22 protein-coding genes are annotated in these 23,083 nt (G+C 64.6%); 12 read left to right on the top strand and 10 right to left on the bottom strand.

Features of this window, described 5'->3' with window-relative positions; all coding sequences use genetic code 11:
* The first annotated feature begins 171 nt into the window (after positions 1-171).
* The 6 genes from CWS72_RS11200 to ade all read left to right on the top strand — a co-directional run bounded on the left by CWS72_RS11200 (position 172) and on the right by ade (position 8,060).
* Positions 172-1,734: an ABC transporter ATP-binding protein gene (locus CWS72_RS11200; protein ID WP_101250696.1), complete on the top strand. Its 1,563-nt coding sequence runs from the start codon at positions 172-174 to the stop codon at positions 1,732-1,734.
* Complete coding sequence (locus tag CWS72_RS11195; protein WP_101250695.1) at positions 1,724-2,806, top strand: ABC transporter permease; 1,083 nt, start codon at positions 1,724-1,726, stop codon at positions 2,804-2,806. Before CWS72_RS11200 ends, CWS72_RS11195 begins: the two co-directional genes overlap by 11 nt.
* Positions 2,803-3,726: an ABC transporter permease gene (locus tag CWS72_RS11190; RefSeq protein ID WP_101250694.1), complete on the top strand. Its 924-nt coding sequence runs from the start codon at positions 2,803-2,805 to the stop codon at positions 3,724-3,726. Before CWS72_RS11195 ends, CWS72_RS11190 begins: the two co-directional genes overlap by 4 nt.
* Positions 3,727-3,772: 46 nt before the next feature.
* Positions 3,773-4,858, top strand: coding sequence for a BMP family ABC transporter substrate-binding protein (locus tag CWS72_RS11185; RefSeq protein ID WP_101250693.1), 1,086 nt, complete (start codon positions 3,773-3,775; stop codon positions 4,856-4,858).
* Positions 4,859-4,977: 119 nt separating this feature from the next.
* Positions 4,978-6,321, top strand: coding sequence for a guanine deaminase (gene guaD, locus CWS72_RS11180; RefSeq protein WP_101250692.1), 1,344 nt, complete (start codon positions 4,978-4,980; stop codon positions 6,319-6,321).
* On the top strand, positions 6,318-8,060 hold the full coding sequence (gene ade / locus CWS72_RS11175; RefSeq protein WP_241911685.1) for an adenine deaminase: 1,743 nt from the start codon (positions 6,318-6,320) through the stop codon (positions 8,058-8,060). Before guaD ends, ade begins: the two co-directional genes overlap by 4 nt.
* On the opposite strand, the gene CWS72_RS11170 is transcribed toward ade, so the two are convergent.
* Positions 8,018-8,596 carry a hypothetical protein gene (locus tag CWS72_RS11170; RefSeq protein WP_101250691.1) on the bottom strand — a complete coding sequence of 193 codons (579 nt, stop codon included), beginning with the start codon at positions 8,594-8,596 and terminating at the stop codon, positions 8,018-8,020. The genes ade and CWS72_RS11170 overlap by 43 nt on opposite strands.
* 507 nt (positions 8,597-9,103) lie before the next feature.
* On the opposite strand from CWS72_RS11170, the gene CWS72_RS11165 reads away from it, so the two are divergent.
* Together CWS72_RS11165 and CWS72_RS11160 are read left to right on the top strand one after the other, a co-directional pair.
* Positions 9,104-9,526: a hemerythrin domain-containing protein gene (locus CWS72_RS11165; protein ID WP_101250690.1), complete on the top strand. Its 423-nt coding sequence runs from the start codon at positions 9,104-9,106 to the stop codon at positions 9,524-9,526.
* Between the two features lie 107 nt (positions 9,527-9,633).
* Complete coding sequence (locus tag CWS72_RS11160; RefSeq protein ID WP_146002708.1) at positions 9,634-10,080, top strand: EF-hand domain-containing protein; 447 nt, start codon at positions 9,634-9,636, stop codon at positions 10,078-10,080.
* A gap of 4 nt (positions 10,081-10,084) precedes the next feature.
* Here CWS72_RS11160 and CWS72_RS11155 read toward each other — a convergent pair whose 3' ends face one another.
* Positions 10,085-10,732 (bottom strand): cation efflux transmembrane domain-containing protein, encoded by a 648-nt coding sequence (locus tag CWS72_RS11155; protein ID WP_101250787.1) that lies wholly within the window; start codon positions 10,730-10,732, stop codon positions 10,085-10,087.
* 77 nt (positions 10,733-10,809) lie between these two features.
* Between CWS72_RS11155 and CWS72_RS11150 the strand changes: the two genes are divergently transcribed.
* Positions 10,810-11,214, top strand: coding sequence for a MerR family transcriptional regulator (locus CWS72_RS11150; RefSeq protein WP_101250688.1), 405 nt, complete (start codon positions 10,810-10,812; stop codon positions 11,212-11,214).
* A gap of 199 nt (positions 11,215-11,413) precedes the next feature.
* A complete protein-coding gene (locus CWS72_RS11145; RefSeq protein WP_101250687.1) occupies positions 11,414-12,427 on the top strand; it encodes a S1C family serine protease in 1,014 nt (337 codons plus the stop codon).
* Positions 12,428-12,795: 368 nt separating this feature from the next.
* On the opposite strand, the gene CWS72_RS11140 is transcribed toward CWS72_RS11145, so the two are convergent.
* The 7 genes from CWS72_RS11140 to CWS72_RS11110 all read right to left on the bottom strand — a co-directional run bounded on the left by CWS72_RS11140 (position 12,796) and on the right by CWS72_RS11110 (position 19,393).
* Positions 12,796-13,146, bottom strand: a complete 351-nt coding sequence (locus CWS72_RS11140; protein WP_101250686.1) for a cupin domain-containing protein — start codon at positions 13,144-13,146, stop codon at positions 12,796-12,798.
* Entirely contained in the window at positions 13,146-13,814 is a 669-nt protein-coding gene (locus tag CWS72_RS11135) for a cysteine hydrolase family protein (protein ID WP_101250685.1), read from the bottom strand. Before CWS72_RS11135 ends, CWS72_RS11140 begins: the two co-directional genes overlap by 1 nt.
* Before the next feature lie 14 nt (positions 13,815-13,828).
* Entirely contained in the window at positions 13,829-15,406 is a 1,578-nt protein-coding gene (locus tag CWS72_RS11130) for an ABC transporter ATP-binding protein (RefSeq protein ID WP_101250684.1), read from the bottom strand.
* Complete coding sequence (gene biuH, locus CWS72_RS11125; RefSeq protein ID WP_101250683.1) at positions 15,403-16,086, bottom strand: biuret amidohydrolase; 684 nt, start codon at positions 16,084-16,086, stop codon at positions 15,403-15,405. The genes CWS72_RS11130 and biuH overlap by 4 nt, the downstream gene beginning before the upstream one ends.
* Positions 16,087-16,138: 52 nt before the next feature.
* Complete coding sequence (locus CWS72_RS11120) at positions 16,139-17,065, bottom strand: ABC transporter permease (RefSeq protein ID WP_101250682.1); 927 nt, start codon at positions 17,063-17,065, stop codon at positions 16,139-16,141.
* A gap of 4 nt (positions 17,066-17,069) precedes the next feature.
* The gene (locus tag CWS72_RS11115) at positions 17,070-18,182 is read right to left on the bottom strand and encodes an ABC transporter permease (RefSeq protein ID WP_101250681.1); all 1,113 of its coding nucleotides are present in this window, start codon (positions 18,180-18,182) and stop codon (positions 17,070-17,072) included.
* Positions 18,183-18,268: 86 nt separating this feature from the next.
* On the bottom strand, positions 18,269-19,393 hold the full coding sequence (locus CWS72_RS11110) for a BMP family ABC transporter substrate-binding protein (protein WP_101250680.1): 1,125 nt from the start codon (positions 19,391-19,393) through the stop codon (positions 18,269-18,271).
* Between the two features lie 393 nt (positions 19,394-19,786).
* Here CWS72_RS11110 and CWS72_RS11105 point away from each other — a divergent pair, with 393 nt between their 5' ends.
* Positions 19,787-20,512 (top strand): GntR family transcriptional regulator, encoded by a 726-nt coding sequence (locus CWS72_RS11105; protein ID WP_101250679.1) that lies wholly within the window; start codon positions 19,787-19,789, stop codon positions 20,510-20,512.
* A 10-nt stretch (positions 20,513-20,522) separates the two neighbouring features.
* Positions 20,523-22,355: an allophanate hydrolase gene (gene atzF / locus CWS72_RS11100; RefSeq protein WP_241911684.1), complete on the top strand. Its 1,833-nt coding sequence runs from the start codon at positions 20,523-20,525 to the stop codon at positions 22,353-22,355.
* Positions 22,356-22,395: 40 nt separating this feature from the next.
* Here the strand turns inward: atzF and CWS72_RS11095 are convergent, their stop codons facing one another.
* Complete coding sequence (locus CWS72_RS11095) at positions 22,396-22,809, bottom strand: DUF3830 family protein (RefSeq protein WP_101250678.1); 414 nt, start codon at positions 22,807-22,809, stop codon at positions 22,396-22,398.
* Positions 22,810-23,083 lie beyond the last annotated feature (274 nt).

The raw sequence follows: 23,083 nt of genomic DNA, 5'->3' as shown, positions 1-23,083 counted from the left end.
GCCCGGTTCGCGGCGTCGTTTCTGGCATGAAATTCGCAGGCGTTTCGACCGCGTTTGGGCGACGGCGGCCCCGCCGGACGATCGTCCGGAAGAGCCGCCGCCCCTGGGAAACGGTCCCGATACGGCCGGAAGATTAATAAAGAGGCGGGGAATTGTTGAGGAGCGGTCATCGTGGATGAAGAACAGCGGGCACCTCGCCTCGCGCTTCGGGACATCAGCAAGCGGTTTCAAAGCGTGGTCGCCAACGACCACATCAGTTTTTCGGTGGCTCCCGGGCAGGTTCATGCCCTGCTGGGAGAAAACGGCGCCGGCAAGAGCACGCTGGTCAAGATCATCTATGGCGTGCTGCAGGCCGACGAAGGCCAGATCCTCTGGGACGGCCGCCCGGTGACCATCGACAGCCCCCATCAGGCGCGCGGCCAGGGCATCGGGATGGTCTTTCAGCATTTCTCGCTGTTCGAGGCGATGACGGTGCTGGAAAACATCGCGCTTGGCATCGACAACGCCCCCGACCTCAAGGAACTGGCCGACCGCATCGTCACGGTGTCGCGCAAATACGGCCTGCCGCTCGATCCGTCCCGCGAGATTCACACGCTTTCGGTGGGTGAACGCCAGCGCGTCGAAATCGTCCGCTGCCTGCTGCAAAATCCCAAGCTGCTGATCATGGACGAACCGACGTCGGTGTTGACCCCGCAGGAGGTCGAACGGCTGTTCGTCACGCTTCGCCAGTTATCCGACGAGGGCTGCTCGATCCTCTATATTTCGCACAAGCTCCAGGAGATCAAAGACCTCTGTCACCACGCCACGGTCCTGCGGGGCGGCCGGGTGGTCGGCGAATGCGATCCGGCGGTGGAAACGGCGCGCGGCATGGCGCAGTTGATGATCGGATCCGAGCTGAAGCAACTGGTCCGCCGGGCCGGATCCGTCAGCGCCGAGCCACGATTGATCGTGGAAAACCTTACCGTGCCCAGCACCCTTGCCTTCGGGATCGACCTCAAGGGGATCTCCTTCGAGGTCGGGGCCGGCGAGATCTTCGGCATCGCCGGGGTCGCCGGCAACGGGCAGAACGAACTGACCCAGGCGCTGGCCGGCGAAACGACCCTGCACCGCCCGTCGACGATCCGTCTCGACGGCAAGGCCATCGGCCATCTAGGTGCCGAACAACGTCGCATGCACGGCCTGTGCTCGGTCCCCGAGGAACGAAGCGGGCACGCTTCCGTGCCCGAGATGAGCCTGGCCGCCAATACCCTTCTGACGGCCCGCAACCGCCTGGGCCTGGCCCGCCAGGGCTTCATCCAGCCCACGGAGGCCCAAGACTACGCCCAGCGCGTCATCGACGAATTCGCGGTGAAGGCGGCGGGACCGTCGGCCAATGCAGCGACCCTGTCGGGCGGCAATCTGCAGAAGTTCATCGTCGGCCGCGAAGTCCTGCAAAGCCCCGAGGTTCTGATCATCGCCCAGCCGACCTGGGGCGTCGATGCCGGCGCCGCCGCGACCATTCACCAGGCGCTGTTCAAGCTGGCGCAAAACGGCACGGCGATCGTCGTCGTTTCGCAGGATCTCGACGAATTGCTGGTGGTCACCGACCGTCTGGCGGTGATCAACCTGGGGACCCTGTCGCCGTCCATCGCCACGGCCGAGGCCTCGGTCGAACAGATCGGCCTTCTGATGGGGGGCCTGCACGGCATGGAAGGCGAAGCCGCCGACCGCGGGAGTTCAAAACATGTGGGTTAAGGTGGAACCGCGCCAGGAAGCATCGCGCAGGGTCATCTACGCGACACCGGTCCTGGCCGTCGGCCTCACGGTGCTGAGCGGCTATTTCCTGTTTCTTTTTCTCGGCCTGGCACCGGCCAAGACGCTTTACCATTTCCTGATCTCGCCGACGCTGACCTTCTATGGCTGGTCGGAACTCTGCGTCAAAGCCGGACCGCTGGTCCTCATCGCCAGCGGCTTGGCCATCGGTTTCAGGGCCAACGTCTGGAACATCGGCGCCGAAGGACAGTTGACCCTGGGCGCCGTCGGCGCCGGTGGCGTCGCGCTCGCCTTCTGGGGTGAAAGCGGCCTGTGGATCCTGCCGCTGATGTGTCTGGCCGGCATTCTGGGCGGCATGCTTTACGCCGCCATTCCCGCCTTCCTCAAAACCCGCTACGAAGTCAGCGAGATCCTGACCAGCCTGATGCTGACCTATGTGGCGACGCTGGCCCTGGGCATTCTGGTCTACGGTCCCTGGCGCGATCCGATGGGTTTCAATTTTCCGCAAACCCGCATGTTCTCCGATTCGGCCCTGTTGCCGCTGATCCTGGACGGGACCCGCATGCATCTGGGCATCCTGGTCACCCTGGCCGTCGCCGTCGCCGCCTGGATGATGATGGCCCGCACGGTGATCGGCTTCCAGATCAAGGTCGTCGGGCTGGCCCCGGCCGCCGCCCGCTTCGCCGGATTCAGCCGAAACCGCACCGTGTGGTTCTCGCTGCTCCTGAGCGGCGGCCTGGCCGGCCTGGCCGGCACTTTCGAAATAGCCGGACCGATCGGTCAGTTGGTGCCGCATCTCACCCCCGGCTATGGGTTCACCGCCATCATCGTCGCCTTTCTGGGCCGGCTGCATCCCCTGGGCATCATCGCGTCGGGTTTCCTGATGGCGATCTCCTACAACGGAGGAGAAATCGCCCAGGTCGAGGATCGCCTGCCGCAGGCGGCAACCGGAGTTTTCCAGGGAATGTTATTGTTCTACCTATTGGCTTGCGACTTCCTGTCACGCTATCGTATCCGCCTGGCCGCGACCCGCCGGGAGGCGAGCCCGTCATGATCGCCGAGTCCATCGTCAATATTTCCGCCGCCGTCATCAGCGCGTCGACCCCCCTGCTGTTCGTCGCGGCCGGCGAGCTGGTGGTCGAACGCTCGGGTGTGCTCAACCTGGGGGTCGAAGGCATGATGCTGATGGGAGCGGTGGCCGGCTTCGCCGTCACCCTGACCACCGGCAGTCCGATCCTCGGCATTGTCGCGGCGGCGGCGGCTGGCGCTGTCATGGCGCTGGCCTTCGCCGTTCTCACCCTGACCCTGATGGCCAATCAGGTGGCCACGGGACTGGCCCTCACCATTTTCGGCATCGGCCTGTCGGCCCTTTTGGGATCGGGCTTCGTCGGACAGCCGGTTCCCGCCCTGCCCAAGCTTCACCTGGCCGGTCTTTCCGAACTGCCGGTCATCGGGCCGGTGCTGTTCGGCCAGGATGCCCTGGTCTATCTGTCGGTGATCCTGACGGGGGGCGTCGCCTGGTTTCTCAAGCGCACCCGCCCCGGCATGATGCTGCGCGCCATCGGCGAATCGGCGGCGTCGGCCCATTCCCTGGGCCTGCCGGTGATCCGTGTTCGCTATCTGGCCACTTTGTTCGGCGGAGCCGCCGCCGGCCTGGGCGGCGCCTTCCTGTCGCTGTCCTACACGCCCATGTGGATGGAGGGGATGACCTCGGGGCGCGGCTGGATCGCGCTCGCCCTGGTCGTCTTCGGATCCTGGCGTCCGTGGCGGGTTCTCGCCGGCGCCTATCTGTTCGGCGGCGTGACCATCCTGCAATTGCACGCCCAAGGCGCCTTCCATTTACCGGCGCAAGTCTTTTCCATGGCCCCCTATCTCGCGACCATCGCCGTTTTGACCATCATCTCGGCGGGGCCCTGGCGGGGCCGTTTCAACGCACCGGCGGATCTCGGAAAACCATTCCGCCCGTCTGTGTGACACCAAGAGCGCTTCGACCTTCACTGACTGATAAAAGGGGATCTTCATGACGATTACCGTTACCCGCCGCACATTCCTGGCCGGTTCCGCCGCCGCCGCCGGAACGGCCGTTCTGGGCCGCCCGGGCCGCGCCCTGGCCGCCGATCCGCTGGCCGTCGCCTTCGTCTATACCGGCCCGATCGGCGATCACGGCTACACCTTCGCCCATGACGTCGGCCGCCGCGCGGTGGAGGCCCATTTCGGCGACAAGGTCAAGGTGACCTTCGTCGAAAACGTTCCCGAAGGCCCGGACTGTGAGCGCGTCATCCGCCAGTTGGCGACGTCGGGCAATCAGTTGATCTTCTCGACCTCCTTCGGCTTCATGGAAGCGACGCTCAAGGTCGCCAAGCAGTTCCCCAAGCTCAAGTTCGAACATGCGACCGGCTTCAAGCGGGCCGACAACCTGGCCATCTACAACGCCCGCTTCTACGAGGGCCGCGCCGTGCTGGGCGATATCGCCGGCCGGATGAGCAAGGCCGGCGTCGCCGGTTATGTCGCCTCCTTCCCGATCCCGGAAGTGGTCATGGGCATCAACGCCTTCACCCTGGCCGCCCAGAAGCACAACCCGAACTTCAAGACCAAGGTCATCTGGGCCAACACCTGGTACGATCCCGGCAAGGAGAGCGACGCGGCCAAGGCCCTGATCGACAAGGGCGCCGACATTCTCTGCCAGCACACCGACAGCGCAGCCCCGCTGCAGGTCGCCGAAAGCCGCGGCGTCTACGCCTTCGGACAGGCGCAGGACATGTCGGCCTATGCGCCGAAGGCCCATCTGACCGCCGTGGTCGACCAGTGGGAAGGCTATTACATCGACCGCGTGCAGAAGGCCTTGGACGGCAAATGGACCTCCACCGACATCTGGTGGGGCTTCAAGGAAGGCCTGGTCGGGCTGGCCCCCTACAACGCCGCCATGCCGGCCGACGTGAAGGCCTCCGCCGACAAGCTGAAGGCCGACATCACCAGCGGCGCGGTCCATCCCTTCACCGGTCCGATCAAGAACCAGAAGGGCGAGGTGGTCTACGCCGATGGCAAGAAGGCCAGCGATGAAGACATGCTGAAGATGAACTGGTACGTCCAGGGCGTCGAGAGCTGAGTCCGACGAACGGGGCGGCGTTCCGACGCCGCCCCTTTACCACCATATCTGCTTGAGCGGCGCCGGCACGAAGGCCGGCGCCGCTGTCTTCGCTCCCAGCCAGGAGAGTCAAGGTCCCGATGGCCAATTTCTTCACAGCCCCGTCCGTCACCGCCATCCGGGGCCGACTGCTCACCTTCACCAAGACCCCCGCCGGGCTCGGCGACCGGGACAGTTATCGTTACCTGGACGACGGGTTGCTGCTGATCCGCGACGGCCGCATCGCCGCCGTCGGTCCCGCCGATGAGGTGATGCCGCGCCTGCCGCCCGACACCACCGTCGAACATTATCCGGACGGTTTGATCCTGCCCGGATTCATCGATACCCATATCCACTTTCCGCAGACCCAGGTCATCGCCTCCTACGGTGCGCAACTTCTCGACTGGCTTGAGAAATACACTTTCGTCGCCGAGCAGAAATATGCCGATGCGGGACTGGCGGAAATCAATGCGCGCTTCTTTTTCGATGAGCTGCTGCGCAACGGAACGACGACCGCAATGATCTACGGCTCGGTGCATCCCCAGTCGGTGGAAGCGATTTTCGCCGAATCGGCGCGCCGGGGCACGGCGATGATCGCCGGCAAGGCCATGATGGACCGCAACGCGCCCGTCGCCCTGCGCGACACGGCGAACAGCAGTTACCGGGACAGCAAGGCGCTGATCGAGCGCTGGCATGGCAAAAGCCGCCAGCGCTACGCCGTCACGCCGCGCTTCGCCATCACCTCGAGCGAGGCCCAGCTGCAAGCCGCCGGCAGCCTGCTGAACGACTATCCCGATGTTTACTTACAGACCCATTTGTCGGAAAACCTCGCCGAGATCGCCGAAGTTCGCCGCCTGTTTCCGGGAAGCCGCTCCTATACCGACGTCTACGACCGTTTCGGACTGCTGGGCCCGCGCTCGCTGTTCGGACATTGCCTTCATCTGAACGAAGGCGAGATTCAACGGCTGTCCGAAAGCGGCTCGGTCGCGGCTTTCTGCCCGACATCGAACCTTTTTATCGGCAGCGGGCTGTTCGATTGGGCCAAGCTCGCCGATCCGCGCCGCCCCGTCCGCCTTTCGCTGGCCACCGACGTCGGAGGCGGCACCAGCTATTCGTTGCTGCGCACCATGGGAGAGGCCTACAAGGTCTTGCAGCTTCAATGCCAGTCGCTGCCGGCCCTCACAGCCTTTCACCAGGCGACCCGCGGCAATGCGGAAGCTCTTGGAATGGAAGGCGAAATCGGCAGTCTGGAGGTGGGCCGCACGGCCGATCTGACCATTCTCGACGTCAAGGCCACCCCGGCCATGCGCCACCGTCACGAGGCCTGCAACGGCGATCTGGAGGAGGAACTGTTCATATTGATGACGATGGGAGACGACCGCGCGGTGCGGGCAACCTATATACAAGGCAAATGCCAGCATCAGAGAGTGGAACAGACGTCGTGACGAAAAGCAGAACCGACATCAAGGCGGGATTGGGCCGGCGGATCGATCAGGCGTTGGGCCGCGCCGAGGCCGATCTGGTGATCAAGAACGTCCGAATGCTGAATATCGCGACGGGAGAAGTCGTCCGCACCGACATCGCCATCTGCGACGACCGGATCGTCGGCACCTACGACCTCGATTACCGGGGACGCCAGGAGATCGACGGCAGTGACCTTTATGCCGTTCCCGGTTTCATCGATACCCACGTCCATCCCGAATCGACCCTGGTTCAGCCCTACGAATTCGACCGTCTGGCGCTGTCGCGCGGCACCACCACCGCCATCGCCGACCCCCATGAGATCACCAATGTGCTGGGCGTCGCCGGCTTGCGTTATTTTCTCGACCAGGCGCCGCACCTGGCCATGGATTTGCGGATCAATCTCTCGTCCTGCGTGCCGGCTGGCGCGCTGGAGACCAGCGGCGCGCGGCTGGAGGCCGACGATCTGGTGGCGCTCCGCGATCATCCGAAAGTCATCGGCCTCGCCGAATTCATGAATTTCCCCGGCGTTTTGGCCAAGGACGATGCCGTTCTCGACAAACTGGCCGCTTTCGACGGCTGGCATATCGACGGCCATTCGCCGCTTCTCGGCGGCAAGCCGCTGAACGCCTACCTGTCCTGCGGCGTGCGCAACTGCCATGAGGCCACCCATCCGGACGAAGCCCTGGAAAAGGTCCGCAAGGGCATGCAGGTGCTGATCCGCGACGGCAGCGTGACCCGCGACGTCGAGGCCCTGGCCGGTTTGATCGACATGACGCGGGCGCCGTTCCTGGCCTTCTGCACCGATGACCGGACGCCCTTGCATATCGCCGAGGATGGTCACATCGACCACCTGATCCGCACCGCCATCGCCAAGAGCGCGCCCCTGGAGGCGGTCTACCGCGCCGCCACATGGTCGGCCGCCCGCGGCTTCGGCTTCACCGACCGTGGCCTGCTGGCGCCCGGCTACCTGGCCGACATCGTGCTCCTGACGGATCTTGAGCATTGCCGGGTGGACAGCGTCATCCGCCTGGGCCGGCAGGTCGATACCGAAACCTTCGCCAGGCGCCAGCTCATCCCCCCCGTCGGATTCCATTCGATCAAGCGCGCCCCGGTCGACGCGGATCTGTTTCGCACGCCCTGCAAGGGCCCGCGCGGACCGGTAATCGGCCTGATCGAACATCAGATCATCACCGAGCACCTGACCCTCGACCTGCCCTACGGCGAGGGCCTGCGCCACGCGGATCCGGCCGCCGACGTCCTGAAGCTGGCGGTGCTGGAGCGTCATGGCCGCAACGGCAACGTCGGCCGGGGTTTCGTCAAGGGCTTCGGCATCCGGCACGGCGCCATCGCCTCCTCCATCGGCCACGACGCCCACAACATCATCACGGTGGGCAGCAACGACGCCGACATGGCGGTGGCGGTCAACCGGCTGATCGAACTGCAAGGCGGTTTCGTCGCGGCGCGCGACGGCGAGGTTCTGGAGGAATTGGCCCTGCCGATCGCCGGCCTGATGAGCGACCGCCCGGCGGAGGAGGTCGAACAGCGCCTGCGCGCCTTGCGCGACGTCCTGCGCTCCATGGGCTGCATGCTCGAAGAGCCTTTCGTCCAATTGGCCTTCCTGCCGCTATCGATGATCCCGCATCTGAAGATCACCGACCACGGCCTGGTCGATGCCGATCACCACCGGCTGATCTCGCTGGACGGGGAACCGCTGGGCTGAACGGCGGCTTCCACCGAGGCAAGCAGGCCGTCGACGGAGGAAAGGGCGCTCGACGTCAGTTGCCCGTCGGCCAGCGTCTCTTGTTCCCCCTCCCCTTTCAGAACACTGACGACGCCGCTGAAACGACTCCACACCGATGCTTTCGCCGAGGGACTGCCGGCCCTCTCCATGGCTTCGCCTTCGGCGATCGAACACCGCGCTATGGCGCAGGACAGATCATAATTGCAGATCTTCTGGTAGGTGTTCCCGAGAGCGGGATTCTGCGCGAAGACGGCATCGATCTTTTCGGCTTGCGGCGTCCCGGCCTCGGCCTTGACGGCCCCCGCGCTATCGACGGTGAGGGATATCGGCTCGCGGGTATCGACACCCGCCGCCTGAAGAGCTCGTGTCACGTCGCCGGCGAATTTCTGCCGGTCCTCCGGGGTGACGACAATGAATCCGGGATCCATGGCAAGCACGGAAGATGCCGGACTGACCGCCGAGGTTGACTCCACGGCCGACGGGGAATCGCTGCCGGCGGTGGTTTGACCACTCATAAAGGATGAAAAGACGTCGCCCACGGATGAATTCCGGCCCGAAGAGGAAGACTGCGCCCCAGTCACCCCCGCATGGCTCAGGCCCGGGACCAGCCCGGACATTCCTGCAATCGACATTGCCCACCTGCCTATCTGCATTCACATTCCGCGATACCGCTTTGCCCAAAAGCGCCGGCGCGAAAATCGTCTTTTCCGAGCAAAATTCATTCCACTGCCATTTTAACCTGCAAAGCAAAGGGTCTATCCGAGGGAAATACGGGATAATCCCTTGCGTCCCAATGGGTTGGATAAATGACGGCGGCAAGATCGGGAGGACTGTAGGAGCGGCAATTCCGCCCCCCACTCAAGCAGGATTTACCCCCTCGGCAAACCCTGCCTGCTTCGTGGCCGAGGCGAGCACTGGCGGCGCCGATGGCCTTCCGCCGGGAGTGCGATAGTTGATGAACGTCAAAGTCTAACAACGACTTTTGGCCTAGATATCCTCTCCCATGAAATGGAGATGTGACGATGGCTGCCAAGACCGAAAATTACAGGAAGCAACATAAGGAAATTGGCGAGATTCTGAAAAAAATTGAACAGATGTTGATGGTATCCCGCATCGAGGCCGATGCCGAACCGGTGGCGACGATCATGCGAGAATTGGGCGGAAAAATTTCTGTTCATTTGGCCATCGAGGATAGCGCTCTCTATCCTCGCCTCATCGCGCTGAGCGACATCCGGATTCGCAGTACCGCGATGCGGTTCAAACAGGAGATGGGAAGCCTCAAAACCTCGTTTGACGATTTCAGGATGCGCTGGGCCGGCTCCACGGCCATTTCGCTCCAGCCCAAACAATTTATCGAGGAAACCAACGCCATCTTGACGGCGCTCCATCATCGCCTCGAACGCGAAGAAACGGAACTTTACGACATTTACGATCAGGTGACTTAAGGGCCCCGTACGGCGGAAAGCGCCTTGCCCGTTCCCGGTCAATCACCGCCCGGATTTTTTCTCGCCGACGTATAATGTCGATAAGGATCAAAGCGCGGGAGCGGCTGATGACAACCATTCGTGGATACGACACGAGCGGATCACTTTCGAGCCGGATTCTGACCAGGACGCAGAAAACGGACGGGCCCGATCAAAGCCCGGCCGAGGCGCAAGATGCCGCGACGGGCTCCGCGCAGGATGCGAAACCGGGCAGCGTTGTCGCCCCCCTGCTTTCATCGTCGGTCCAAAGCACCCTGATCGCCAATCAGACGGCCGATAGCACGGGCTCTGTAACTTCCGGTGCATCCGCGCCATCGGCCAACCAGATCGCCGCCGCCGATATCCTGGCCTTGGACACCGTCCATGCCTTGGACAGCAACCACAACGGCACCCTGTCGAAATCCGAGATCGCCGCTGTTTCACCCCTGGTCGCCGTGGCCAGCGGTCGTCTGGACACCAACAACGACGGGCAGGTCAGCGCCGGCGAAATATCGAGCGCGACGCTGTCCGAATAGGCTCCTATTCGGCGAGAACGGGCTCCATCGCCCCATTTCGCGTCCGGCGAAGTTCTTCCCGGGCCTGACGGACGATCTGAAAGCCGCCACTGACGCCCAGGCCCGCCATGATCGCCGCCACGACGACATCCGGCCATCCGGTTCCGGTACCGAACACGCCGGCGGCGGCGGCCATGACGGCAATATTGCCGATGGCGTCGTTACGCGAGCAAATCCACACAGACCGCATGTTCGCGTCGCCGCTCCGGAAGCGGAACAGGAGCACCGCGACGGCTCCGTTGGCAACCAAGGCCAGCATGCCGACGATCCCCATGACCTCGGCCTCGGGCAAAGAGCCCGTGACGGCATGCCACACGGTCGAAAGAATGACCCAACCGCCCAGCAGCAACAGCCCCCACCCCTTGACCAGCGCCGCGCGAGCCCGCCATGTCAGTCCAAGACCGGCCACCGCCAGACTGATGGCGTAGTTCAGGGAATCGCCCAGGAAATCGAGCGCGTCGGCCTGCAGGGCCGCCGATCCGGCCGCGACGCCGGCGACGATCTCGGCTGCGAACATGCCAGCGTTGACGACGAGCGCGATCCACAGGACACGGCGCCAAACCCGGCCACCGCTTTCGTCCGGTCCGGCGCAATGTTGGCAACAACCGGCCATCGGCATGTTCCTTTCCTGCTGGCGATCGGGTCGTTGTCGGCTTATATGCACCCTGTAGTCACTATAGGGTCAAGCGCATGTTGGGACAGTTGACGATCGGCGATCTCGGCCGGGCGACCGAGACGAAAGTGGAAACCATCCGCTACTACGAACGCATCGGTCTTCTGCCGATACCGGCACGAACCGCCGGCAATTACCGAAGCTACGATGATTGGCATCTGGGCCGCCTGAGCTTCATCAGACGGGCCCGCAACCTCGGATTCTCGCTGGAACAGGTGCGCGATCTCCTCGGGCTGGCGGACCAGAGGGATCGCTCTTGCGAGGCGGTGGATGCCATCGCGCGGGGCCATTTGGCCGACATCGACCGGAAGATCGCCGATCTGACCGCGCTGCGTCGCGAGTTGTCGTCGATCATCGGCCAGTGCGGCTGCGGCACCATCGCCGAATGCCGCATCATCGAGGCGCTGGCGCCCCATCCTTAGGGCGTGGCGCGAAATAATCGCACCACGCCCTAAGGTTTGATCTGACGCCTCCGCTCCGCTGTCGGCGGGCGAGAGGCGCCGCTCGGGCTCCAAGGGCCTGGTTCGGTAATTCCGTCCCAGGCCCTTGGAGCCCCCCTTTTCGCCGGCCCCGCTTCGACCTATTTTTTAGTCCTGCTCCTTGGCCTATGGAGGCGGCTCGATGCTCGACACCACCCTTTCCTTTCTTCTGGACGAGAAATTTTCACCCTCTTCCCGGGCGGGCGCTCCGGCCGCGCCGAATGACACCCGCCTGCTCGACGCCTATTCGATGGTGGTCAGCGACGTCGCCGAACATGTCGGCGCCTCGGTGGTCAAGATCGACGTCCGCAAGGATGGGCGGGCGGCCGGCTCCGGTTCCGGCGTCATCCTGTCGCCGGACGGACTGATCCTGACCAACAGCCACGTGGCCCAGGGCACGCCCCGCCTCGCCGTGCAGACGGCGGACGGCCAGCATGTCACCGCGCGCCTGATCGGCGACGACCCCGATACCGATCTCGCCCTGGTCCATGTCGAGGAATCGGTCACGCTGCCGGCGGCCCGCCTGGGCGACAGCGCCACATTGCGGCGCGGACAGATCGCCATCGCCATCGGCAATCCGCTGGGTTTCGAAACCACCGTCACCGCCGGCGTGGTTTCCGCCCTCGGACGCTCGCTGCGCGCCAGGAGCGGACGGCTGATCGACGATGTGATCCAGACCGACGCCGCCCTCAATCCCGGCAATTCCGGTGGCGCGCTGGTTTCCTCGGCCGGAGAAGTCATCGGCATCAATACGGCGATGATCCTGGGCGCCCAGGGCATCTGCTTCGCCGTGGCGTCGAACACTGCCAGCTATGTGATGGGGCAGCTCATTCAGCACGGCCGCGTCCGGCGAGCCTCGATCGGCATCGCCGCCCAGCAGGCGTCCATCCCCCGGCGGATCCAGTTGGCCGCCGGCATCGAACAGGCGAGCGGCGTGATGGTGGGCAGCATCGAGACCGGCAGTCCGGCCGCCGAAGGCGGCCTGCTGGCCGGCGATATCATCGTCGCCCTGGACGGCCGGCGCGTCGCCGCGGCCGACGACCTGATCCGTCTGCTCGACGGCGAACGCATCGGCAGAAACCTCGCCGTCGAGGCGCTGAGAGCCGGGCGGATTCGCGTCTTCGATGTCGTCCCCGGAGAGCGCGCCGGGACTTGAGAATGAATGAAAAGTGGCACCGGCCCCAGCATAAGCCCTCTCCCGCAAGGGGCGAGGGCTTATGCTGGGGCCGGTGGACAATTGGCGATTGGCCGGATGTCGTTCGTCCTCTTGATCGTTCCGGTACGCTCCGGCTTTTGATGAACCACCAAGACACCAAGGCACCAAGGGGGCGGAGTGTGCCACTGGCCTTTTCCCGTCCTGCCATCGGCTTGTCGGGCGAATGCCTGCGGCGCAGATTGGCTGCCGCCAACGGATCCGAAAGACGCCTTGGTGACTTGGTGTCTTGGTGGTTCAAAATATCAGGGGGATCCTTTCATGCCATTGGGGAACCAGAGGCAACGGGAGAAACCTTAAGGCGCCCCCCATCACAGGAATTGCGGCGTTTTCTCCCAGATCAGCAGGGCGATGCAGCCGTCCCGGCTGTGGACGTCGTGTTCGCTTCCCGGTGGATTGGCGATGAGGCTCCCCACCCCGTAGGTGCCCCGGTGATCGCCCTGGCTGCCGGAAAGGATGATGATATGTTCCCAGCCGACATGCCGATGGCGCGGCGCGGCGGCCCCCGGCCGATAGCGCAGCAGGGCCGACGCCGGACCGCCGTCCTCGCTTCGATGCAGCCAGGCGGCTTCGATCCCCTCGCGGAAGGGTGTCCAGTCCAGTCCCTCCCACGCGGCGGGATTGTCGAAGAGTTGGGCCAGCACGATCGGCTGCGGTGACATCACAGTTCTCCCAAAGCGGTTTCGATGGCTTGGACGGACGCGGCCCAGCCGACGATGCCATCCTGCGCCACCAGCATGTCGATGGTCGCCCGCTTGAAGGCGGGGAAATAGCTGGCGGTGGCGTCTTCGGCCAGCAGACACTCATAACCCCGGTCGTTGGCCTCGCGCATGGTGGTCTGCACGCAGACCTCGGTGGTGACGCCGGCAAATATCAGATGGCTGATGCCCAATTGCGGCAGAAGCTGGCCCAAGGCGGTGGCGTGAAAGGCACCCTTCCCCGGTTTGCGGACGACCTTTTCGCCCGGCAGCGGAGCCAGTTCGGAGACGATGGCGCTGCCCTCCTCGCCATCGATCAGGATCCGTCCCATCGGCCCCGGATCGCCGATATGGAGCGCGCCCCTGCCGCGACGGAGCTTGGCCGGCGGACAATCGGACAGGTCGGGCGAATGGGCCTCGCGGGTATGGATCACCGGCAACCCACGTGCCCGGAAGGCGGCGAGCAGGCGGGCGGTCGGGCCGATGGCGGCGGCCAGATGGCCGACATCATTGCCCAGGGCCTCGCCGAAGCCGCCGGGTTCCAGGAAGTCGCGCTGCATATCGATGACGATCAAGCCGAGGCCATGGGCGGGAAAGGTGAAATCATAGGGACGGGCGGCGATGATCGGCATGTCCTGAAGCCTTCTCAAATCACGGGAGCCTGATGCCCCGCCATGGCGCGGCCGATGGTGGTGCGGTCGGCCCGGGAGGCTGGCGTTTCGAGGACGACGCGGCCGTCGAACATCACCAGGATGCGATCGGCCAGTTCCAGAAGCTCGTCCAGGTCCTCGCTGACCAGAAGAACGGCGCAGCCACGGTTTCGGGCTTCGACGATCTGGGCATGAATATCGGCGACGGCGGCGAAATCGAGCCCGAAGACCGGATTGGCCGCCACCAGCACATCGACCCGACCCGACAATTCCCGCGCCAGCACCGCCCGCTGCACATTGCCGCCCGACAAGGTGGCGATCGGCGCGTCCGGCGAAGAGGTTTTCACCCGATAGCGGGCGATCAGATCGCGCGCCGCCCGCCGGATTCCGGCCTGACGGAGCCACCAGCCGGCGCGGGCCATGGGCGGCCGATCGAAGGCCCGGAAAGCCATGTTCTCGGCGACGCTCATCCGCCCGACGCAAGCATTGCGCAGCGGCTCCTCGGGCAACAGCGACAGGCCGTGCCGCAGCATCTGGCTCCGCCGGGCCTGATAATCCTCGCCGCCGAGACGCATGCTCCCCCCTGTCGGCCGCCGTTGGCCGGCCAGCACCTCGACCAAGACGCTCTGGCCATTCCCCGACACGCCGGCGATGCCGAGAATCTCGCCGGAGGCCACACGCAGCGAGACACCCCTGACCGCCGGTTCGCCATGATCGTCATCGGCGGTCAGCGCGTCGATTTCCAATCGCGCCTCTCCCGGCGCCTGAGCCTTGCGCGCGGCCGGCGCGGCGATCTCGCGATCACCGATCATCAGACGGGCCATATCGTCGACGGACAGATCCGCAACCCGTCCCCCACCCACCGCGCGGCCCCGGCGCAGCACGGTGACGGAGTCGGCGAAGGCCAGCACCTCGCGGAACTTATGCGTGATGATCAGCACGCTGAGTTGCCCCGCCTCCACCATCCGGCGCAAAAGCCCCAGAATTTCGTCGGCCTCCTCCGGGGTGAGGACCGACGTCGGCTCGTCGAGAATCAGGAAACGGCAGGATAGGTAGAGCTGCTTGATGATTTCCGCTTTCTGCTTCTCGCCGGCGGCCAGCGAGGCGGTCGGCACATCGAGCGGCAGGGTGAAGGGCATCCCGGCCATGAAGGCCGAAACGGCACGGCGCTCGGCCTGCCAGTCGATGACCGGCGGAACGTGGGCGCGGCCCATGACCAGATTTTCCAGAACGGTCATCGAGGGGACCAGGGTGAAATGCTGATAGACCATGCCGATACCCAAGGCATGAGCCGCGCGCGGATTGTCGATCGTCCGCTCGCGGCCACCGATCAGCACGGCCCCCTCGTCGGCCCGGTAAAAGCCCATGACGCATTTGACCAGGGTGGATTTTCCGGCGCCGTTTTCCCCCAGCAGGGCATGCACCGTCCCGGCCCTGACTCTGAGATCGACCGAATCGAGGGCGGTAAAGGCGCCGAAACGCTTGGTCAGGCCAACGACCTCCAAGTCGGACGCGGGCGCGCCGGGCCGGCTGACCATGGCTACGGCGGGGGCCGGTTCCGGTTCGGCTTTCATGGCAAGTCCTCGATAAAGGCCCGAGAACCGGCGACCGCGCCAAAAACGCCGCCCTGCATCTTGATCATCTTGAGGGCGTGTTCGTGATTGGCGGGATCGGTGGCGCCGCAGCAATCGGCCAGCAGCAGGCATTCAAAGCCGCGATCGTTGGCCTCGCGCATGGTGGTGTGCACGCAGACGTCGGTGGTGATGCCGGCGAGAACGATATTGCGGATTCCCCGGCACCGCAGGATCAGTTCGAGGTCGGTCGCGCAGAAGGATCCCTTGCCGGGCTTGTCGATGATCGGCTCGCCGGGAAGGGGGGCCAACTCCTCGATGATTTCCCATCCCGGTTCGCCGCGGACCAGGATGCGTCCGCAGGGACCGGGATCGCCGATTCCCGCTCCGATGCGCCGCGAGCGCCAGCGCTTGTTCGCCGGCAGATCGGACAGATCCGGACGATGTCCCTCGCGGGTATGGATGATGTGGTAGCCCTTGGCCCGCATGGCGGCGAGGACGGACTTGATCGGCCCGATGGGAGCCCGCGTCAGGGAAAGGTCATAGCCCATCTTGTCGACGTAACCGCCGACACCGCAGAAATCGGTCTGCATGTCGATCACGACGAGGGTCGTGTTGTCCGGCCGCAAGGCGCCGTCGAACGGCCAGGGGTAGGGATCGGCGGCAATGAAATGTTCGGTCATCGGCAAGGTCTCCCGCAAGCTCGGATCTCGGAAATTCGCAGGCCCCGCCGCCTCATCGCGTCACGCTGAGTTCGGCCGGCGCGCCGGCCAGACGGCGGCGGGACGACGAGGACAGGATCAGGATGAGCAGGGTCAGCATGTAGGGGGCGGCATTGAACAGATAGTAGCCCTCGGTGACGCCCACCGACTGCAGCGCCGGCCCCAGGGCGCCGGCACCGCCGAACAGGAGCGAGGCCCAGAAGCACCCCAAGGGATTCCAGCGGGCGAAAATGACCAGGGCGACGGCGGTAATGCCCTGCCCGGACGACAGGCTCTCGCTCCAGGCCCCCGGATAATAAAGCGACAGGAACGAGCCGCCGACGCCGGCCATGAAACCGCCGAAGGCCGTGGCCAGCAGCCGCACCCGGTCTGGCGAATAGCCCATGGCCCGCGCCGCGTCGGAGGAATCGCCGACCATGCGGACGATCATCCCCCAGCGGCTGTTCCGGAACCCCCAGGCGAGCAGCGGCGCCGCCGCGATGCCTGCGAGAAACAGCACATTGACTTCGAGCGCGCTGCGCACCTGCGGCAAGGAGGACCACCAGCCGAGATCGATGGAGGGAAGGCCGGGCGCCTTCGGCTGGATGAAGGGTTTGCCCAGAAAAAAGGCGAGGCCGGTGCCGAACAGCATCAAGGCTATGCCGAGCGCAATGTCGTTGACCCGGGGCAGACTGCACAACAACGCGTGAAGGATGCCGAAGAGGCCCCCGGCACAGCCGGCGGCCAGGATGCCCAGCCATGGCGAGCCGCTGAGGCAGGCGGTGCCGTAACCGCTCATCGCCCCCATCACCAGCGTGCCTTCCAATCCGAGGTTGATGCGGCCGCTACGTTCAGTGACGCATTCACCGAGACTGACGAAGAAGAAGGGCGTGGAGACGCGAATGGCTCCGGCGATGACCGCCAGCGGCACTCCCCACCAGCCCAGGGCGTCGCTTTCCATGATCTCAGGCCTCCTTCACTTCGGCCGTGGGCCGGCGCAGGTGGAAGCGCCCGGTGAGCGTCTCGCTGGCCAGCAGGGTGACGAACAGGATGCCCTGCAACACCAGAACGGTCGCGTCGGGCAAGCCGAGCCGGCGCTGCAAAAGCCCTCCGCTGGCCGCGATGCCACCCAGCAGGAAGGCCACCGGGATCACCGCCAACGGGTTCTGCCGGGCCAGGAACGCGACCAGAATCCCTGAGAACCCGTAACCGGCGATCAGGGCGGCGCTGGCCCGTCCCTGGATTGCCGCGACCTCGACCATTCCGGCCAGGCCTCCGGCCGCGCCCCCCAGGGCGGTGACGATCAGCACCAGCCGGCCGACGGGCAGGCCGGCCAGACGCGCCGCGCGGGGATTGCCCCCGACGACGCGGGCGGCGAATCCGAAGGTGGTGTGATAGATCAGCACATAACCGAACAGGCAGAACAGCAGGCCGAACAACAGGCCGACATGCACGTCGGTTCCGGGCAGCATGCCCAGCATCAGGCTGTCGGGAAGCGCCCGCGTCGCCGGTTTGTTCAGGCTGGCCGGATCACGCATGACGCCTTCGACGATCTGCTTGAAGACGGCGATGACGATATAGGTCAGCAGCAGGCTGGAAATGGTTTCGTTGACGCCCCTCATCTGGCGCAACATGCCGGCGAAACAGATCACCGCGCCACCGGCCGCCATGGCGGCCAGGGCCATGGCGAATTGGACGAGAAGGACCGGCAGGCCGAGGCCGGAAAGCGCCAGACCTGAGGCCACCGCGGCCAGCCCGCCCGCCACCAGGGCCCCCTCGCCGCCGATCACCACCATTCCCATCTGGGCCGGCAGAGCCGTGCATAACGCGGTGAGCAGCAATGGCGCCGCCCGCTGCAAGGTGTTCTGCACCGAAAACCACGACCCGAAGGCACCGGTGGCCATCAGACGATAGACCTCGATCGGGTCCACCCCGGCCAGGGCGACGAAGGCGCCGAACAACGCCATGCTGAAAAAAACGGCGAAGACCGGCGGCAGGAAAGCCTCGATCATCGCCTCGAACCGCCGTCCGCCCGCCTCGACCATCGATCTGTCCTCCAACTCGAACGCTTCCACCATCCTCCGTCACCCCCGGAGCCGATCCGGGGCCAATGGATTGCCGGGTCAAGCCCGGCAATGACGGAACAACATTGAGGCCTTGCTGTTCAAGCCACGCTGCCGACGACGCCTTCGACCAGATAGTTCATGCTTTCGAGCGCGATATCGGTCTGTCCCTGGGACACTCCGCCGGCAATGACGGTCTGCCCCTTGTTGTCCTTGATCGGCCCCTTGTAGATGACGAAGTCGCCCGGTTCGAACTTGGCCTTGACGGCGTCGGCCTGCGACCGGGCGGCGGCGGGCACCGCCGCGCCGTAGGGCGAGGTGCGCACCGTACCTTCCTTGAGACCGCCCCGGATCAGGCCGGGCAGGGTCTTACCGGCCAGGATATCGGCGATGAACCCCGCATAGACCTTTTCCCAGTTCCATTCGGCCCCGGTCAGGTAACCCTTCGGCGCCAGCGTGGCCTGGCTCGCGTGATATCCGCAGGTGAAGGCTCCTCGATGTTCGGCCGTCTCGATCACCACCTTCGGGCTGTCGACATGGCAGGTGAAGACATCGACCCCCTGATCGGCGAGGCTGTTGGTCGCCTCGGCCTCCTTGACCGGCAGCGACCAGTCGCCGGTAAAGATCACCTGGGTGGTGATGGCGGGATCGACGGACCGTGCCCCCAGGGTGAAGGAGTTGATATTGCGCAACACCTGGGGAATCGGCTTGGCGGCAACGAAACCCAGCTTCTTTTTCTTCGACACATGGGCGGCGACGATGCCCGAGAGATATTCAGCCTCGTCGATGTAACCGAAATAACTGTGGGCGTTGGCCGGCAACCCCGGCTTCCAGAGGCCACCACAATGCATGAAGGTCACATCCGGATATTTCCGGGCCATCTTCAGCACGAAAGGATCGAAATAGCCGAAGGAGGTCGGAAAGATCAGTTTCGCCCCATCGAGATTGATCATGCTTTCCATGGTCTTTTCGACGGCAATGGTCTCGGCGACGTTCTCTTCCTCGGTCACCTTGATGCCCGGCAGCGACTTGAGGGCCGCGGCCCCCTGGGCGTGGGCCTGGTTGTAGCCGTAATCGTCGCGCGGCCCCACATAGATGAAACCGACCGTCAGACCGGACGCGGCCAAAGCCCGGCCGAACGGTACCGACTGGGCCAGCATTCCGGCCGATCCGGCCACCATGCCCATCAACAACGAACGTCGGGATAATTGGAAATCGTGGCTCATCGCGATTCTGCCTTCCGCCTCTATCGACCCTCCCCGCCCCTCGTTCGGAGATCGGAGGAAACATGCCCCATGGCATTGCCATGTATACACTGGCAAGGCGCGTGCCAAATCACGAAAATATTAATTAAGTTTATGTTAAAAAACGATTTTATGGCATGAACGAGGGTTCCTCAAAAATTCACACCTGACACATATGCATATATTTTAATCTTTGTTGAAATTTTATGCATAATGAATGAGCAGCCAACCGAATCATCTCTCAGACGACGCTCATAAAAGCTCTTAAAAATAGCGAACTTATTGTTTTTGGCCCGATTTTTGTAAGACATGGAAAAGCTGGCGCCGCCGGTAATATTGCATACAATCGTTCCATAGCAGGGCAGAGGACAGAGGATGGATTTGGTCACGGAACAAGACAGACCGGCAAAGGCGCCCGCCAAGGAAGAACGGCGCGTGACCCGTGGCGAGGAAGTGACCCGTCAGATCGCCGACGACATCATCCACGGCCGCCTCAGTCCGGGCGTCAAGCTCGACGAGGTCGAGGTGGCCCGGCGCTTCGGGACCTCCCGCACGCCGGTGCGCGAAGCCCTGGGCCAGTTATGCGCCATGGGACTGGCCGAACGCGTGGCCTACCGGGGCGTGGTGGTCAGCCGCATCGCCGCCGACCGGCTCGCCGACATGTTCGTGGTGATGGCCGAGTTGGAGGCGTCGGCGGCACGGCTGGCCGCGTTGCAGATGACCCCGGCCGAGCGACGCGGGCTTGAGCTCCTGCATCTGGCATCGCGGGACTTGGTCCGGCGCGGCGATCGCGAGGCCTACGCCCAGCATAATTCCGAATTCCATTCCACGCTCTATGCCGGCAGCCACAACAGCTATCTGGAGGAATTGCTGGTCGCCACGCGCAAAAGGCTCAATCCGTTCCGGCGCGCGCAGTTCAACTTGCTGGGCCGGCTGACCTCCTCGCACGGCGAACACGACCAGGTGGTCCAGGCGATCCTGCGTGGCGACGCCGACGCGGCCGCCCTGGCCATGCGCGGACATGTGATGACGGTCAGCGCCGCCTCGGCCGAATATGTCGGCCATCAGACCTCGGGCCAAACGCAGATGAAAAACGAATAAGGAAACGCGGATGATGATGGATCCGAAGACAAGCCTCGACATCGCCTCCCTGCGGGCCGCCTACGGAAACGGGCGCCTCAAGGCGGGAGAGATGGCCGAACTGATCCGCGCCAGGATCGAGGCCGGAGCGGACAAAGCTGTTTGGATCAGCTTGCGAGATCCGGGAGAACTCCAAGCGGAGGCGGAAGCGCTGGACCGGCGAAAACCGGAGGAACTGCCCCTGTTCGGCATTCCCTTCGCGGTCAAGGACAACATCGATGTGGCGGGGATGACGACCACCGCCGCCTGTCCGGAATTCGCCTATGTGGCCGACCGCACGGCGACGGCGGTGCGACGCCTCCAGGACGCCGGCGCGCTATTGATCGGCAAAACCAATCTCGATCAATTCGCCACCGGACTGGTCGGAGTCCGTTCTCCCTATGGCGCCCCGCGCAGCGCCTTCGATGCCCGTTACATCTCCGGCGGATCGAGTTCCGGATCGGCGGTGGCCGTCGCGTCCTCCCTGGTTTCGTTCGCGTTGGGAACCGACACGGCGGGATCGGGACGGGTCCCGGCCGCCTTCAACAATCTGATTGGCATGAAGCCCAGCCGGGGCCTGCTCAGCGCCGCGGGCGTCGTTCCGGCCTGCCGCTCGCTGGACTGCCCCTCCATTTTCGCGCTGACCGCCGGCGATGCGGCACAAGTCCTGGCGGTTGCCGGCGGCTTCGACCCTCTCGACGCCTATTCGCGAGACACCCTGCCCTTGCCCCCGCCCATCCTGAAGCCGTTTCATGGCCGCCTTCGCTTCGCCGTTCCCAGGGCCGGGCAGCTGGAGTTTTTCGACGGCGGCGACTGGCCGGAGCTGTTTGCCAAAACGGTCGAACGGCTGATCGCCCTGGGTGGCGATCCCGTCGAAATCGACTTCTCACCCTTCATCGAAACGGCGCGGCTGCTCTATGACGGACCCTGGGTCGCCGAACGCTACGCCGCGGTCGGCGCGTTCCTGGAAGCGCATCCGCAAGCCGGTCATCCCACCGTCCGCCGGATCATCGAAGGCGGCCGGGACATCCCGGCCCATGCCGCCTTCCAGGCCATGTACCGGCTGGAAGGCTTGCGGCGCGCCGGCGCGGAAATCTGGAACGACGCCGACGTCCTGCTGACGCCGACGGCCGGAGGCACCTTCACGGTGGACGCGGTCGAGGCCGATCCCATCGCGCTGAACAGCAAGTTGGGCCTTTACACCAACTTCATGAATTTACTCGATTTGGCGGGCATCGCCGTCCCCGCCGGCTTCGGCCGCGACGGGCTGCCCTTCGGCGTTACTCTGTCCGCGCCCGCGGGAAGCGATGCGGAGCTTCTGGCCATCGGGGACGCCCTGCATCGGGCGGCGGCCCTTCCCATGGGGGCCACCGGGCATGCCCTCCCCGCCCCCGGACAAGCCCCGGATAGCGGGAAATTTCCGGAAAATCGTCCGGGATTCGTCACCTGCGCGATGGTCGGCGCCCACATGGCCGGCCTGCCGCTCAACGGCCAGATCGTCAGCCGCCGGGGCCGCCTGCTCGGCGAAGCCCGGACCGCCCCCCTCTATCGACTGCACCTGCTCGACGACATGGAGCCGCATCGCCCCGGACTGGTCCGCCAGACGTCGGGAGGCTCCGCCATTTCCGTGGAATTGTGGGAAATCCCCGAAATCGCCTTCGGAGGGTTCGTCGCCGAAGTCCCCTCGCCGCTTTCCATCGGCCATATCCAATTGGCCGACGGCCGTTCGGTCATGGGCTTCCTGTGCGAGGCGTCGGCGGCCACGTACGCGCCGGACATCAGCCGGCATGGCGGATGGCGGGGATGGCTGGCGGCGAAAGGATGAAAGCCGGCGAGCCACTTCAGCGGCTCGCCGGTATTGCGGTTCAGAGCAATTCGAAGGAAATGTCCTGAGCCCCGTGCCAAAGGGTCAACTGGCCAAGGGCCATCAGATTTTCCAGCCCCTCGGTAATCGACAGGAAGTGGTTGCCGGCCAACTGTCCGGCCCGGCTGGCGAAGCAAACGCTGCCGTAAGCCAACAGGATCTCGGTCTCGCTGACACCACCGGGATAGAGGATGATCTGTCCGGGCGCCGGATAGCTGGTGGCGTTTTCGAAACCGAGGCCCAGATCGAGGTCGCCCAGCGGAATCCAGCACCCCTGGCCGCTCCAGCGGACATGGATGATCCGTTCGCGGTAGGGCAGCATGCTCTTGAATTTCGCCACGGTCTTGGGTGCCGCCTCGCTTTCGAAGCTGGCGATGAAACTGTAGGGGCCGGCCTTGATCCGGATATCTCCCATGGTGAGGCTTCTCCACATATCGTCGATCGATAAAGCGCGACTTTATCACCGAAGATGCGAAGCGGTTTCAATAAAATCCGGTCACAGCAAGAGGGTTGCGGGACAATCGGGTGAACGCGCGCGAGTTGTTCTTCCAAAAGTGATTTTGGCCGCGTTGGCGCGCTGAGCGGTGCGTCAGGAAAGCTGGCGCGATCCGGCCGGTGGAAGTCCGGCCCAGGTAAGGGGTAGCGCCCGCCTGGTAACGAGTGTTGCGGGGTCGTCGGTGACGGCGGCC

It is taken from the genome of Telmatospirillum siberiense (assembly GCF_002845745.1).
GTDB classification, from domain to species: Bacteria; Pseudomonadota; Alphaproteobacteria; order Rhodospirillales; family Magnetospirillaceae; genus Telmatospirillum; species Telmatospirillum siberiense.
This window is presented reverse-complemented; position numbering and strand designations above follow the sequence as displayed.